At 63.4% G+C, this 15154-nt stretch carries 13 protein-coding genes; 8 read left to right on the top strand and 5 right to left on the bottom strand.

The genetic code is table 11. The features are described from left to right. Positions 1-16: 16 nt before the first annotated feature. Together QMA15_RS14630 and cofC are read right to left on the bottom strand one after the other, a co-directional pair. Entirely contained in the window at positions 17-2260 is a 2244-nt protein-coding gene (locus QMA15_RS14630; RefSeq protein WP_003942685.1) for an RNA degradosome polyphosphate kinase, read from the bottom strand. 51 nt (positions 2261-2311) lie between these two features. Further along, complete coding sequence (cofC, locus tag QMA15_RS14625; RefSeq protein WP_346771970.1) at positions 2312-3061, bottom strand: 2-phospho-L-lactate guanylyltransferase; 750 nt, start codon at positions 3059-3061, stop codon at positions 2312-2314. Between the two features lie 126 nt (positions 3062-3187). Here cofC and QMA15_RS14620 point away from each other — a divergent pair, with 126 nt between their 5' ends. The 3 genes from QMA15_RS14620 to QMA15_RS14610 all read left to right on the top strand — a co-directional run bounded on the left by QMA15_RS14620 (position 3188) and on the right by QMA15_RS14610 (position 6513). Beyond that, positions 3188-4186, top strand: coding sequence for an NAD(P)H-dependent glycerol-3-phosphate dehydrogenase (locus tag QMA15_RS14620; protein ID WP_029255111.1), 999 nt, complete (start codon positions 3188-3190; stop codon positions 4184-4186). Beyond that, on the top strand, positions 4183-5334 hold the full coding sequence (locus tag QMA15_RS14615) for a cystathionine gamma-lyase (protein WP_279163813.1): 1152 nt from the start codon (positions 4183-4185) through the stop codon (positions 5332-5334). Before QMA15_RS14620 ends, QMA15_RS14615 begins: the two co-directional genes overlap by 4 nt. 72 nt (positions 5335-5406) lie before the next feature. Then, the gene (locus QMA15_RS14610; RefSeq protein ID WP_024487352.1) at positions 5407-6513 is read left to right on the top strand and encodes a D-alanine--D-alanine ligase family protein; all 1107 of its coding nucleotides are present in this window, start codon (positions 5407-5409) and stop codon (positions 6511-6513) included. Here QMA15_RS14610 and QMA15_RS14605 read toward each other — a convergent pair whose 3' ends face one another. Then, a complete protein-coding gene (locus QMA15_RS14605) occupies positions 6514-7206 on the bottom strand; it encodes a DUF3515 domain-containing protein (protein WP_259118614.1) in 693 nt (230 codons plus the stop codon). It lies immediately after the preceding gene. Positions 7207-7283: 77 nt separating this feature from the next. Between QMA15_RS14605 and QMA15_RS14600 the strand changes: the two genes are divergently transcribed. Genes QMA15_RS14600 through QMA15_RS14590 form a run of 3 tightly spaced genes read left to right on the top strand, consistent with a single transcriptional unit; the run spans position 7284 to position 9517 of the window. Further along, positions 7284-8315 (top strand): thiamine-phosphate kinase, encoded by a 1032-nt coding sequence (locus QMA15_RS14600; protein WP_279163812.1) that lies wholly within the window; start codon positions 7284-7286, stop codon positions 8313-8315. A gap of 9 nt (positions 8316-8324) precedes the next feature. After that, positions 8325-8846 carry a gamma carbonic anhydrase family protein gene (locus QMA15_RS14595; RefSeq protein ID WP_020969320.1) on the top strand — a complete coding sequence of 174 codons (522 nt, stop codon included), beginning with the start codon at positions 8325-8327 and terminating at the stop codon, positions 8844-8846. Continuing rightward, the gene (locus QMA15_RS14590; RefSeq protein WP_020907272.1) at positions 8846-9517 is read left to right on the top strand and encodes a uracil-DNA glycosylase; all 672 of its coding nucleotides are present in this window, start codon (positions 8846-8848) and stop codon (positions 9515-9517) included. The genes QMA15_RS14595 and QMA15_RS14590 overlap by 1 nt, the downstream gene beginning before the upstream one ends. A 66-nt stretch (positions 9518-9583) precedes the next feature. Here QMA15_RS14590 and QMA15_RS14585 read toward each other — a convergent pair whose 3' ends face one another. Together QMA15_RS14585 and rpmB are read right to left on the bottom strand one after the other, a co-directional pair. Next, on the bottom strand, positions 9584-10378 hold the full coding sequence (locus tag QMA15_RS14585) for an enoyl-CoA hydratase-related protein (protein ID WP_019747947.1): 795 nt from the start codon (positions 10376-10378) through the stop codon (positions 9584-9586). A gap of 131 nt (positions 10379-10509) precedes the next feature. Continuing rightward, positions 10510-10701 carry a 50S ribosomal protein L28 gene (gene rpmB / locus QMA15_RS14580; protein ID WP_003942669.1) on the bottom strand — a complete coding sequence of 64 codons (192 nt, stop codon included), beginning with the start codon at positions 10699-10701 and terminating at the stop codon, positions 10510-10512. Positions 10702-11049: 348 nt separating this feature from the next. On the opposite strand from rpmB, the gene QMA15_RS14575 reads away from it, so the two are divergent. Together QMA15_RS14575 and recG are read left to right on the top strand one after the other, a co-directional pair. Next, positions 11050-12759, top strand: coding sequence for a DAK2 domain-containing protein (locus QMA15_RS14575; RefSeq protein WP_020907273.1), 1710 nt, complete (start codon positions 11050-11052; stop codon positions 12757-12759). Between the two features lie 73 nt (positions 12760-12832). After that, complete coding sequence (recG, locus tag QMA15_RS14570; RefSeq protein WP_029255116.1) at positions 12833-15094, top strand: ATP-dependent DNA helicase RecG; 2262 nt, start codon at positions 12833-12835, stop codon at positions 15092-15094. Positions 15095-15154 lie beyond the last annotated feature (60 nt).

Genomic DNA, 15154 nt, shown 5'->3' with positions numbered 1-15154 from the left:
GTGTGATCCGAGCCCGTCAAGACCCGCTGGCGGTGCGGCTGCGCATCAACGACTGTTGATGCTCACGTACGTCCTCACCGCGTTCGGGTGCAGCGACCCAACTGCCGTCCGGATGCAGTACCCAGCAGCGAGTTCGCGGATCGAGCGCGGAATCGAAGATGTCACCGAGTTGCTTCGACAGTTTCGGATCCTTGACCTGCACCATGACCTCGACGCGGCGATCGAGGTTGCGGTGCATCATGTCTGCGCTGCCGATCCAGAATTCGTCGGCCGAGCGGAAATGGAACATTCGCGAGTGTTCGAGGAACCGCCCGAGAATGGAACGTACTTCGATGTTTTCGCTGAGGCCCGGAACACCCGGCTTGAGCGCGCAGATTCCGCGGACCACGATCTCGACGGGGATACCGGCCTTGGACGCGCGGTACAACGCGTCGATGACCTGCTCGTCGACCAATGCGTTGGCTTTCAAGCGGATACCGGCATCGCGGCCTGCAAGCTTGTGAGCGATCTCGTTGTCGATCCGCTCGATGATCCCGCGGCGAACCCCGTACGGCGCAACGAGAAGGTTGCGGTAGCTCGTCTTTCGGGAGTATCCGGTCAGCGAGTTGAAGAGGTCGGTGAGGTCAGCACCGATCTCCGGTGCTGCGGTGAGCAATCCGACGTCCTCGTACATGCGCGCGGTCTTCGGGTTGTAGTTGCCGGTGCCGATGTGGCAGTAGCGACGAATTGTCGAACCTTCGCGCCTGACGACGAGGCAGGTCTTGCAGTGAGTCTTGAGACCGACGAGACCGTAGACGACGTGAACGCCGGCCTGCTCGAGTTTGCGTGCCCACTTGATGTTGGCTTGCTCGTCGAAGCGCGCCTTGATCTCGACGAGGGCAACAACTTGCTTGCCGGCCTCGGCGGCGTCGATCAGTGCGTTGACGATGGGGGAGTCGCCCGAAGTTCGGTACAGGGTCTGCTTGATCGCGAGCACCTGCGGGTCGGCCGCGGCCTGTTCGATGAAGCGTTGAACGCTGGTGGAAAACGAGTCGTAAGGGTGGTGGACGAGCACGTCGCCCTCGCGCAGGGTCGAGAACACACTCTTCGGTGTCTCACGCTCGCCGAACGCCGGATGCGTCGCCGGGACGAACGGAGCGTCCTTGAGCGCCGGGCGATCGACGGCGTAAACCTGCCAGAGGCAGGACAAGTCGAGGAGCCCGGAAACCTCGATCACGTCAGCCGGATCGACGTCGAGTTCACGCAGAAGCAGTTCGAGCATGTGCTCGGTCATGTCGTCGGCAACTTCGAGGCGAACGGGCGAACCGAAACGACGACGCGCCAATTCACGTTCGAGTGCCTGCAGCAGATCCTCGTCCCGATCCTCTTCGACCTCGAAATCGGCGTTGCGTGTGATTCGGAAGGCGTGATGTTCGACGATTTCCATTCCGGGGAACAGCACGTCCAGATGAGCCGAAATCAGTTCTTCCATCGGGAGGAACGAATCGATGGTGGACGAAGACGTCGTGCTCTTGACTCGCACGAACCGGCCGACGTTGTCGGGAACCTTGACGCGAGCGAAGTGTTCGCCGCGGGTGACGGAGTCCTTCACTGTCACGGCGAGGTTGAGGCTCAGTCCGCTGATGTAGGGGAACGGGTGGGCGTGATCGACTGCCAACGGCGTCAGTACCGGGAAGACCTGCTCGTGGAAATGCGCCGAGAGCCGGCCGTGATCGTCGGCGCTGAGGTCGGCCCATCGAACAATTGAAATGCCTTCTGCCGCCAGGGCAGGGCGGACCGAGTCGAGAAACACGTGTGCGTGCTTGTCGGCGAGTTCCTGGGTGCGACGCGCAATGAGCGCCAATTGTTCGCGTGGGGAGAGGCCGTCGGCGGACCTGACCGACAGTCCCGTCTCGTCGCGGCGCTTGAGTCCGGCGACCCGGACCATGAAAAATTCGTCGAGATTGGAAGCGAAGATGGCGAGGAACTTTGCGCGTTCGAGCAACGGCAGTGACTCGTCGGCAGCCAATGCGAGAACACGGGCATTGAAATCGAGCCAGCTGAGTTCGCGGTTTAGGTAACGATCCTCGGGAAGTCCGACGAGCAATTCGGGTAGCTCTGCCTTGGTAGCTGCAGGGGGAGCGCCCGGGATGTTGGTGGCGACCGCGACGGCCTGAGATCGCGGCGAGGTGGCCGCGCCGTTCTCGTGCCGGCCGGAGCTGTGGTCTCCGTCCGACTGGTCTTCGGAAATACGGTTTTCGAGTGCTTCGCCATTGCTCACTCGTCGATCATCCCCCACAATCGCGCGGTCCGACAATCGATGAAAGAAAATTCATCGACTGTTCGACGGCGTGGCCTTGAGTCTGGTCAACGAAGCCAATGTCGCGGGGCCTACTCCCAGTGCGCGCACGGTGTCGAGGTCGGCGTGGGTGTCGACGTCGGTGCGCAGTCCCGGCCATTGGCCGTTGAGTGGACGAGCACCTGAATTAGCATGTCCCCGTGCGGATTCCGGACCGAATCGGGGGTCGAGCGCACTCTCGCCACACGCAAACAATGCGGAAGTGCCGGTGCCGTGGTGATCGACGACGACTGAACGTCCACCGCTTCGGGCGGCGGCCACGGCCTCCGTCAGTTCGCTCGGTCGCATCGCGGGCAAGTCGGCTTGCAGCACAACGAGGTCGACCACTCCGCGTTTGGCTCGGATATCGGCGGCCGCTGCACTCAACGCTGCGTTGAGGGTTTCCTCCGCGCGCGGTGAGGCGCCGTTGGTCAGCGAGATGTGGGGAGCTGGATCGGCGTAGACCGTCACGCCGACGGAATACGCAAGAGCGGCAACGGTCGGGTCTGGGGTGACCACCGTGACGGTGTCGATGGCAGAGACGGCGGCAACGGTCGCGAGGGTGTCGTGAAGCATGGCCAACACGAGGTCTGCACGCGCGTCCGCGTCGAGTTCGCCCGCGAGCCGGGACTTGGCCGATCTCAAGGACTTGACGGCCACTATCGCATGCATGGGGCGTTCGATCTCCGTGCGCGTATGCGGTGTCTCCACGACGTGTGGGTACGGGGGTTCCGCGCTGTCCATCCCTCGATCTTGCCAGTCATCACGCTCGGTGTCCGCGGCTGCCCACCGCAGTGCACCACAGGCGATACTCTGTGCAGACGATTTTTCTGGCGGCGACCCGCTTCGCCGGGTAGACGGGGTGAGCGTGTGAGTAAGGCAGCTGTATTGGGCGCAGGTTCGTGGGGAACAGCGTTGGCCAAGGTGATGGCCGAGGCCGGAACCGACGTGACGATGTGGGCCAGGCGTGAAGAGGTCGCGAAGCGCATCGACACCGCACACGAGAACAGCGACTATCTGCCGGGCATTGCTTTGCCTTCGTCGATTCGCGCGACCCACCACCACGAGGAGGCGATGGCAGGCGCTGACTTCATCGTGCTGGCGGTTCCCTCGCAGTCGCTACGGGGAAACCTGGAGCAGTGGAAAGGCTCGATCGGACCCGATGCGACTCTGCTGAGTCTGGCCAAGGGAATCGAGACCGGGACGCTCATGCGCATGAGCCAGGTCATCGTGTCGGTGACCGGCGTGGAACCGGGGCGCGTCGCGGTGCTCTCGGGCCCGAATCTTGCACACGAGATCGCCAGCGGGCAGCCAGCGGCCACGGTGATCGCCTGCTCGGATTCCTCGCGTGCCCTCGCTCTCCAGGATGCTTGCGCTACCGGCTATTTCAGGCCGTACACCAACTCCGACGTCATCGGTTGCGAGATCGGTGGCGCGTGCAAGAACGTGATCGCGCTGGCCTGCGGCATGGCCGCCGGTAGTGGATTCGGCGACAACACGGTTGCCAGCATCATCACCCGTGGTCTCGCCGAGACGATTCGGCTCGGTGTCGCGCTCGGCGCCAAGGCGTCGACGCTTGCAGGCTTGGCGGGCGTCGGTGACCTGGTCGCGACCTGCACGTCCGAGTTGTCGCGAAACCGGACGTTCGGAGAGCGACTCGGACGGGGCGGGTCGATGGAATCGGCACAGAAGGCAACCAACGGTCAGGTCGCCGAGGGTGTGAAGTCGTGCACGTCGGTACGCGCACTCGCTGCCGGCTACGACGTGGAGATGCCGTTGACCGACGCGGTCCATCGGGTGTGCCACGAAGGCATGGCCGTCAGCGATGCGATCGGTCAGTTGCTCGGACGCCGGACGAAGCCGGAATGAGTGAAATCGGTGTGAGTGACTTCGAGGGTTACGGGGATTCGACGCGCAGCGTGAGCGCCGTTGCACGCGAACACGCTGCGGGTCAGCCCATGCAGATGGGCCCGATATTTGCTGCGCCGTACCAGCTTTCGGTGGACGAAGGCTCCGAGTCCGATACCTATGCTCGAGCGTCGAACCCGGGTTGGCGCGGACTCGAATCGGCGCTCGCGGCGCTCGAAGGGGCGGACCACGCACTCGTCATGGGGTCGGGGATGTCTGCGATCACAGCGACCTTGCGCAGCGTGCTCGTCGCCGGGGATACCGTCGTCGTGCCCTCGGATGGGTACTACCAGGTGCGGTTGTACGCGAACGAACGGTTGGCTCCGTTGGGAATCACCGTTCGCGAAGTCTCGACCCTGCAGATGGGCGACGCGAGTTTCGGGGAACTGCTCGACGCGTCACCGGGTCGCGTGGTCGTCGTCGCCGAGACGCCGTCCAACCCGGTGCTGGACGTGGTCGACCTTCGCGTGCTCGCCGACGTGTGCCACCGAGCGGGTGCGCTGCTGATCGTCGACAACACGACTGCAACACCGCTGGGGCAGCGCCCGCTCGAATTGGGTGCCGACGTCGTGGTGGCCAGCGGTACCAAGGCACTCAGCGGGCACAGTGACCTCCTGATAGGTTACGTCGCTACTTCCGATGCGGCGGTGAGTCAGCGGATCGAGCGTGAGCGACTTCTTTCGGGAACAGTGCTCGGCCCCTTCGAGACGTGGCTTGCGCACCGGAGTCTCGGCACGGCAGGCCTGCGATTCGGGCGTCAGTGCGACAACGCGCTGGCCCTGGCCGAGATGTTGGCTGGACACAAAGCGGTCCGGTCCGTTCGTTATCCCGGCCTTCGCGGTGACCCGTCCTACACAACGGCATCCGGTCAGATGAAACGATTCGGCGGATTGGTGAGCGTCGAGTTGGATTCGGCTCAAGCATTCCACTCGTTCGTCGAAGCGAGCAATCTCGTCACGGCCGCCACCAGCTTCGGCGGGATCCACACGACGGCGGATCGTCGTGCGCGCTGGGGCGATCCGGTCAGTGCGGGTTTTGTCCGAATCGCTTGTGGCATCGAGGACACCGCCGATCTTCTGGCCGACATCGAGCGCGCGCTCGACGCGTGAGCGGACCACGTCGATGATTTCCGGCCCGGCCCGATCGCGTGCCGAAGTCGATTCGGCGGTACGGTTTGACGCGTGAACAGCAGTCGTACCCGCGTGGCCGTGATCTTCGGTGGCCGGAGCAATGAGCATTCAGTGTCCTGTGTTTCCGCCGGAAGCGTCCTGAGCAACCTCGACCCGGATCGGTACGACGTCGTACCGATCGGCATCACCGTCGACGGTTCCTGGGTCCTCGGGTCGAGCGACCCCAGCTCCCTCGCGATCAGCGGGCGCGCGTTGCCGTCGGTCGACAAAGACGGAACGTCGGTGGTCCTCAGCGCGGACCCCACCCGCGAGGGCGAGGTCATCTCCTTCGACGGCTCCGACGCCGGTGCTGTGCTCGCGTCGGTCGACGTCGTTTTCCCCGTTCTGCATGGGGCTTACGGCGAAGACGGCACCATTCAGGGATTGCTCGAACTTGCCGGGGTTCCGTATGTCGGACCCGGAGTCCTGGCCAGCGCCGCCGGCATGGACAAAGAGTTCACGAAGAAGCTTCTTGCCGCTGAAGGACTTCCCGTCGGAGTGCAGGTCGTGCTTCGACCGGGAATCGCAACGCTGACCGAAGAGCAGAAGGCGGAGTTGGGCCTTCCCGTGTTCGTGAAGCCCGCTCGTGGTGGTTCGTCCATCGGTATCACCCGGGTGAGCAATTGGGACGGTCTGGACGGGGCGATCGCTCATGCGCGCCTGCACGATCCCAAGGTGATCGTCGAAGGCGCGATCATCGGCCGTGAGGTGGAATGCGGCGTCCTCGAATTCCCGAACGGTGACGTCAAGGCGAGTGTGGTCGCTGAGATCCGGATGCCGGATTCCGACACCGATTCGGACGCGTTCTACGACTTCGACACCAAGTACCTCGACGACGTCTGCGAATTCGACATCCCCGCGAAACTCGACGAGTCGGTGAGCGACCAGATCAGGGAGCTTGCAGTCCGCGCGTTCAAGGCACTCGATTGCCAGGGACTCTCGCGGGTCGATTTCTTCGTCACGGCTGACGGCCCGGTGATCAACGAGATCAACACGATGCCCGGGTTCACTTCCATCTCGATGTATCCGAAGATGTGGAACGCCACCGGAATCGATTACCGCACTTTGATTTCGACACTGGTCGACACCGCCATCGCTCGCGGTACCGGACTTCGCTGATCAGGGAACCGCGACCGGCGCCGGGTCGAGGGGCTTCTGTTCGAGAGTCGCCGTGATGGTGTCGGAGATCTCCTGAATCGGCGTCGGGCCGGTCCCGTCGGGGATAGTGATACCGATGTACTCACCGCGGTCTACGGCAAACCAAGTGCTCGCAGCCAGACCGACGTCGGTTCCCGAGACCTGGAACCATTGGACACCGTTCACAACCTGAAGTGCTGCAGCCTGGTCGAACTCGGTCGGACGGTCGAGCCCGCAGCGCAACACGATCGGCTCACCTTCGCTGCGCTGCCAAGCTGCCGCTCCAGCCGGAGCGGGGTCAACCAACTCGGCTTTCGTGAAGTCGTCGATCTTGTCGGGGAGCGCACCGAGGAGGGAAACGCAGGCCTCCGACTCCGCTGCCGGTGCCGGTACGGGTCCCAGCGCTACCGGCGAGAGTTCAGGGTTGTTTCCCGCGACGACGGCCGCGATCACCACTCCGACGATCAGGGCTACCGGGAGCGCGATGGCGGTGGCGATCAGCGCCGGACTGCGGCGCTCGGACGGATCGTTGTCACTATCGGGGTCGATGTCGGCGTTGTCTGCGGTGGAGGTGTTTTCTGCCATGCTCAGTTCTTCGCTCGGGTCCTGGTCCAGTCGATCAGCGGTCTTGTCACTTCTGAGGGCACGTCGGTGAATCGGTAGGATTGCCGACACACGTGTGAGCTTGCAGAAGCATTCACGACCACAGCTAGAAGGTACCGCAGGCCGCTTACGAGCGAATTGCGTCGGCATTGGAGACACTCATCGCATCATCGGAGTTCGCTGCATCATCTGAGTTCACAGCATCATCTGAGTTCGGGTCAGAGCACACTGTTGAACAGGTGGGGGAGTTCGACGTGATCGCGCGATCTCTGGTCGGCCGAATCCAACCGGTCACCACCGAATTGGGGCCGGGTGACGATGCCGCGATCGTGACGTCCGGAGACGGCCGTGTGGTTGTCTCGTCCGACATGCTGGTCGAAGGTCGGCATTTCCGAATGGATTGGTCTTCGCCACGCGACATCGGCCGAAAGGCAGTGGCACAGAACGCTGCGGATGTCGTCTCGATGGGAGCGCGGCCGACGGCATTCACCGTGTCTCTGGGATGCCCGCCTTCGACTCCGGTCGACGTGATCGACGCAATCTCCGCGGGAATCTGGGACGCGGCAACCGATCTGGGGGCCGGTGTGGTCGGCGGTGACCTGGTCCAGTCGCCGGTGGTCGTGGTGTCGGTGACCGTGCTCGGCGATCTCGGTGGCCGTCCGGCAGTTCTGCGTTCGGGAGCAAAGATCGGTGACAAGATCGCGGTCGCCGGGTTGTTCGGTTGCTCGGCAGCCGGGTTGGCACTACTGCTCGACGAAGCCGAAAGCTTTCCAGACTTGCTTGCCGCTCATCGTGTTCCGAATCCGCCGTATCAATCGGCATGGGACGCCGCAGAATCAGCACATTCCATGACGGACGTATCCGACGGATTGATCGCGGACCTTCGACATCTCGCAGAGGCCTCGCACGTGCGGTTCGACATCGTCTCGGCCGCGGTTCCCACCTCACTCGATGTCGCATCGGCGGCCGAGGCGCTCGACGTCGATCCGCTGGACTGGATCCTCTCCGGTGGTGAAGATCACGGATTTGCAGCAACTTTCGGGCCTGAGGTCGAGATTCCGTCGGGTTGGACTGTGATCGGTGAGGTTGCGGCCGGTTCCGGCGTGAGCGTCGACGGTTCGCTTCGCGAGAGCGGTGGGGGCTGGCACAGCTTTTCGACCACCGGCACCACCGCGGTATAGGTTGCTTTCATGGCTGTATATGCACTTGGAGACAGAGTTCCGGACATTCATCCGGACGCATACGTTCACCCGGACGCGGTGGTGATCGGCGCTGTGACTCTCGCGGCGGGCACCTCGATCTGGCCGCAGGCGGTATTGCGTGGTGACTACGGAACCATTTCGGTGGGAACCGGATCCAACATCCAGGACGGAACTGTCATCCATTGCACCGCCATCGATGCGACTGTCATCGGTTCCGGTTGCGTGGTGGGCCACAACGCGCACATCGAGGGGTCGACCATCGAGGACCACTGCCTGATCGCATCGGGATCCGTGGTTCTCAACGGAACGGTGATCGGGACGGGGTCGATCGTCGCCGCGGGTGCGGTGGTGGCCAACAAGATGCAGGTTCCCCCGCGCAGCATGGCACTCGGTGTGCCCGCCAAGGTCCGTGCGGGATACGAAGTTCCGCTCGGCCACCTCGACGGAAACGTCAAGATGTACGCAGCCAATGCGGCGTACTACCGCGACGCGTTGCGCAGGCTCGACTGATGGCGCCGCTTGCAGAGATCGTCGATCCAGGGTGGGCGCGGGCACTCGAACCGGTCTCGGAGCAGATCTCCGCGATGGGTAAGTTCTTGCGCGAAGAGATCGCTGCGGGACGGGAGTATCTGCCTGCGGGAGAGAACGTCTTGCGTGCATTCACGAACCCGTTCGACGACGTTCGGGTGCTCATCGTCGGTCAAGATCCCTATCCGACGCCCGGTCATGCTGTCGGGTTGAGCTTTTCGGTTGCCCCGGACGTGCGGCCGGTTCCACGAAGTCTCGGTAATATCTACAAGGAGTATCACCAGGATCTCGGGTTGCCGATACCGCCGAACGGCGATCTGACGCCGTGGTCGAAACAAGGTGTGCTGCTTCTCAATCGCGTACTCACCGTGCAGCCGGGTCAAGCCGCTTCTCATCGTAAGAAGGGCTGGGAGCCGGTGACCGAGCAGGCTATCCGCGCTTTGGTGGCGCGGTCGTCACCGATGGTGGCGATCTTGTGGGGTCGTGACGCGGCCACTCTCGCGCCGATGCTGGGCGACACACCGATCATCGAATCAGCGCACCCGTCACCGCTTTCGGCTTCGCGCGGCTTCTTCGGTTCGCGCCCGTTCAGTCGTGCGAACGAACTCTTGACCGGACTCGGGGCCGACCCGGTCGACTGGAATCTGGGCTGATCGAACTGCGCCTGCACTCACCTGGCATGCCGAACGTCGTGACACGACATTCGGCATGCCAGCTGACTAGGCCTGCTTTGCGGAAGTGAAATCGGGGCGACGCTTGTCGACGAATGCGTCGACACCCTCGCGCCCGATCGGGCTGTTCGCCGCGAGGGCGATGGACGCAGCCTCGGCGTCGAGTTGCTCGGCGAGCGAGTTCGTCCGTGACGAACGCAGCAGCGCTTTGATTCCCGAGTACGACGTGCTCGGCCCGTTGGCCAAGGCGCGTGCGAGGCGAGCTGCCTCTTCCTGGACCTCGTCGTCGCCGACGAGTCGGGTGAGGATCCCCAGCCGGACGGCTTCGTCGCCACCGATCACCGAATCGTTGAGAAGAATCTCGCGAGCGCGTGCCACGCCGACGATGCGGGGGAGTGTCCACGACATTCCGCCGTCCGGGGTGAAACCGATGGAGGGGTACGCGGGGCGGAGCTTGGTGCCGGTGCCGCCGATTGCGACGTCGGCGAGGCAGACCAGGCTCATTCCGGCGCCGGCAGCCCATCCGTGGACCCCGGCCACCACTGGAGCGGTCGCGGCGTCGAGCGCGCGAACGAACACGTGGAAGACACGGGCAACCTCGGCGACGTACTCGCCGCGGTCAGGGGCTGCGGCGAACGCACGGACGTTGCCGCCGGCACAGAAGTTTGCGCCTTCGCCGACCAGAAGGATGCTCCCGATGTCGTTTCCGACTGTCTCGAGCGCCTGCGCGCCCTGAACCAGTCCTTCGTCGTCGAGGGAGGTGCCGTTGGCGGCGGTGGAAATGGTGATGCGGAGTACGCCCTCGTCGAGGGTCACTTTGCTCAGGTCATCGATGGAAGTCACTCAACGCACATTACGGGTGTCGGACAGCCATACGAAACACGGGGACACATAGATACAGACACATAGAAACAGCTCTGCCCCCGTCACTTCGGTGACGGGGGCAGAGCCTGCAATAGTTTGTGCTCGGGCAATCAGCCCCGAGCGACCTTGCCTGCCTTCAGGCAGGAGGTGCACACGTTGACCTTACGGGTGTTACCCGGGGCAACCTCGGTACGAACAGACTGAATGTTCGGGTTCCAGCGACGATTGGTACGCCGGTGCGAGTGCGAGACCGACTTACCGAAGCCGGGCCCCTTGGCGCATACGTCGCAGACGGCAGCCATAGTCGCGAACTCCTTGTTAGAAATGAATATTGAAGTGGTTACCCTACACGGTAGGGCAGCCAGAATTACAATCCGAATATACTCGACTTCGAACCGATCCTTGACCGCTCACTGTGCAGTCGAACGTGAAAACAGTCAATCAGCAACAAACAAAGTGCAGCATTATTTCGTGTAGCCCGTTCGAGGCAACCGTGTAAGAGTAACCGCTTCCGGCCCGAATGGCCAAACCGCCCGGTAATGACGGTCGCGCAGAAGCGTCGGACTACCCTCGACTGCACCGATCACCGATCTCTTTTTCATCGTCAGTCTTTCCATCGTCTGTCTGTCCATCGTGGAGGGGAACCGTCAGTGGGGGAAGTGCAACGCGTCGCCGAAGAAGCGGAATCCGTCGCGGACGGACATCTGCTGCGGCGCTGGGCCCGCCGGGCGGTCGACAGCCTCCAGAAACGTCGCGGTGAGATCAACAGCCTCAACGTCTTTCCCATCCCTGATTCGGATACCGGCACCAACCTGTTGTTCACGATGCGGGCCGCGCTCGATTCCGCCGAGACGATCGAGGACGACGTCCGCAGTGCCGGCCGCGTCGCGAACGCGCTGGCTCGGGGCGCGGTGTCCGGTGCACGCGGTAATTCCGGAGTGATCCTCTCCCAGGTGATCCGGGGTATCGCGGAGAGCGTTCAAGGCGAGCACATCGACGGCCGGAGCTTTGCGAACTCACTGACCACGGCGACGGGACTGGCTTCTCGGGCTGTCTCCGATCTGGTGGAAGGCACCATCGTCACGGTTCTGCGCGCGTCGGGTGAGGCAGCGCAGGAGTGCGTCGACACCAAGACGCCGAGCGGCGAGGACCTTGCTTCCGTGGTTGCCGCCGCTGCCGATGCGGCTGCGATCGCGCTGAACAAGACCCCGGAGCAACTGGACGTTCTGGCGTCGGCCGGGGTGGTCGATGCCGGGGGATTCGGTCTGGTTCTGATCCTCGACGCTTTTGTCGAGGTGGTGACCGGGAAGTCGCAGGTTCGCGAGGATCTGGGGACGCCGGACCCGAGGTCGAGCGCAGTTGTCGACGTCAGCGCATTCGATCACGATTGGGCTCACAAGAGCCCGATCGAATGTGGTGATCACTCGGAACAGGATTTCGAGGTCATGTACCTCGTCGACGACTCGGACGACGATCGCATGACGGCGCTGCGCACGCGGCTGTCCGTCCTCGGAGATTCGACGGTCATCGTCAGCGACGGCTTCGGTGGCTGGTCGGTGCACGTGCATTGCTGCGATGCCGGTGCAGCCGTCGAAGCCGGCCTCGAAGCCGGGAAGGTCCACGGTATTCGCATCAGCAGTTTTCTCGTCGACGAACGCGACCAGTTGGTGGCACGGGCGGAGAGGCGATTCCCGGGTGCCGGTGCCCGCGGCGTTCTGGCCGTCGTTGCCGGTGAGAGTGCGGCGGCGTTGTTCGAGAGTGAGGGTGCGACGGTTCTTCGGTGCGACGACGCGCCGGTGACACGTGCGCAACTGCTCGGCCGCATTCGTCAGATGGAGCGAAGTGAAGTTCTGGTGCTGCCGAACGGAGCCTTGACGGCTCAGGAACTGGTCGCAGTCAGTGCCGCTGCACGCGATCCGCTTCACCAGGTTCTGCTGCTGTCGACATCGTCGATGGTTCAGGGCTTGGCCGCACTTGCCGTTCACGACGCTCAACGCAACGTCGCCGACGACGGCTTCACGATGTCCGAGGCGGCGGCTGCGACGCGCTGGGGATCATTGCGAATTGCGGTCGAGCGTTCGCTGACGTACGTCGGGACATGTGATCCGGGTGACGCGATCGGTCTGATGGGGCACGAGGTGGTGCTCATCGGTCCCGACGTCGCGGAGTCGAGTGCGCGACTGGTCGACCTCGCGCTCGGATCCGGTGGCGAACTCGTGACCCTACTCATGGGCGCCGACGCGCCGGACGACCTGGCCGGGCAGCTCGAGGCGCACGTCATCGCGCACCATCCGGGCGTCGACGTGCTCGTCTATCAGGGTGATCAGCCGGGTGACCTGTTCCAGTTGGGTGTGGAGTGATCGAACCGGGTCTGTCGGTGACTACTGATATACGAACACATGTGCTTACCGCGACACTGTGCTGGAGGAACTGATGGCGACGCTCGCCGACCCACTCGATCGGCTGCTGGGAAAGAAGACCGCGGACGCGCTCGACGAGGCATTCGAGATTCGGACGGTCGAGGACCTGCTGCGTCACTACCCACACCGGTACGCGTCGGCAGGCAAGGAACTTGCCGAGAAGGAGCCGCCCGAGGGTGAGCACATCACCATTATCGCGCGGGTGGCGTCGGCTGCGGTCGTGAAGATGAAGAACCGTCCGGGGCAGATGTTGCGAGTATCGCTCGCGACTGATTCGCAAACCGTCGACGTCACGTTCTTCAACCCGCAGAAGGTGCGGCACGTCATCAAGCCCGGCGTGCGCGCGATGTTCTCCGGGACGGTGAAGTACTTCCGCGGCAAGTGGTCTCTCACCCACCCGAGCTACCTGATCCTCCCGGAACCTCGTGTCGGCGAGGAGGATTCGGTAGTTCCGCTTGCATCCATCAAGGGGGCCGGTGACCTTGCCGGTCTGGCTCGCGCAAATCAGGATCCCGGCGCCGAACTCGATCTGTCCGTCTTCGACCGCGCATTGATCCCGCTGTACCCGGCGACCCGCGAGGTCGAGAGCTGGACCATCATGCGGTGCGTGCGGCAAGTGCTCGATCAACTCGATCCGATCGAGGAGCCGTTGCCCGCCGAGACTCGGGCCGAGCACGGATTCATCGGTTTGGACGAGGCACTGCGCACCGTTCACCTCCCGGATACCAAGGAGGACATTGAACGATCTCAAGATCGTCTGCGTTTCGACGAGGCGCTGTCTCTGCAGTTGGTTCTCGCGATGCGTCGTCACGACAATTCCGAGCGTGTGGCGCCGGCCTGCGCTCCGGTTGCCGGCGGGATCGCGGATCAGTTCGAGGAGATGCTCCCGTTCACTCTGACGGAGGGACAGCAAGCAGTCGCGGAGGAGATCTCCAGCGACCTCGCCCGCCCACACCCGATGAGCAGGCTTCTTCAGGGCGAGGTCGGGTCAGGCAAGACGATCGTGGCTCTGCGCGCGATGCTGCAGGTCGTCGACGCCGGTTATCAGTGCGCGTTGCTCGCACCGACCGAGGTCCTGGCAAATCAGCACGCGCGATCACTGCGCAAGATGATGGGCCCGCTGGCGGCAGGTGGTGAACTCGGTTCGGCCGAACATTCCACCCGTATCGCCCTTCTGACCGGCTCGCTGCCTGTCGCTGCGAAGCGCGCAGCGCTGCTCGAAGCCGTGACCGGCGATGCCGGGATCGTCATCGGTACCCATGCGCTCATCCAGGACAACGTGGAGTTCTTCAACCTCGGCATGGTTGTCGTCGACGAGCAGCACCGCTTCGGCGTCGAGCAACGTGATCAGTTGCGATCACGTGCCCGTGAAGGTCTGAGTCCGCATCTGCTGGTGATGACGGCAACGCCGATTCCGCGAACCATCGCCATGACGGTGCTCGGCGACCTCGAGGTGTCGACCCTGCGGGAACTACCGCGTGGGCGAACCCCGATCAAGAGCAGCGTCGTGCCCGCGAAGCAGAAGCCGCAGTGGGTGGATCGCGCGTGGGAACGAATCCGTGAGGACGTTGCCGCTGGCCGTCAGGCGTATGTCGTGTGCTCACGCATCGGCGACGGTGAGCAGGGTGCCGGTGAGGACCAGTTCACCGAGGAGAAACAGCCCGAGACCAAGTCGGCAGTCGACGTCTTCGAAGAGCTGTCGAGTGGCCCGCTGGCCGATCTGCGAGTCGGGTTGCTGCACGGTCGACTGCCTTCCGATGAGAAAGACGTCGTGATGAGCGCGTTCAATGTCGGTGACATCGACGTCCTCGTCTGTACGACTGTCGTCGAAGTCGGTGTGGACGTTCCGAACGCGACGGTGATGGTGATCGTCGACGCCGAGCGGTTCGGCGTCAGTCAGCTCCATCAACTCCGTGGACGAGTCGGTCGAGGCAAGCACCAGGGACTGTGCATCCTCGTCACCGGCAGCAATCCCGGCGGGCCGGCGTACGAGCGACTCTCGGCGGTGGCAGCGACCAACGACGGGTTCGAACTGGCGCAACTCGACCTCGCGACCAGACGTGAAGGAGACATCCTCGGTGCGGCGCAGTCTGGCACAACCTCGAATCTGCGGCTGCTATCCCTCATGGCCCACGGAGACATCCTCGAGTCCGCCAGGGAGTTCGCTCAGGGAATCGTCGACTCCGATCCGTCGCTCGAGGATCATCCCGCCCTCGCTTCCATGGTGACCGCTGCCCTGGACTCCGACCGGATCGAGTACCTCGAAAAGTCGTGACGGGTATGACGACAAGCTGAAATCGAATAGCACGAGGACCGCCGGGTTGGTTTCTCGATT

Source organism: Rhodococcus sp. APC 3903, assembly GCF_030407755.1.
Classification (GTDB): domain Bacteria; phylum Actinomycetota; class Actinomycetes; order Mycobacteriales; family Mycobacteriaceae; genus Rhodococcus_F; species Rhodococcus_F erythropolis.
This window is presented reverse-complemented; position numbering and strand designations above follow the sequence as displayed.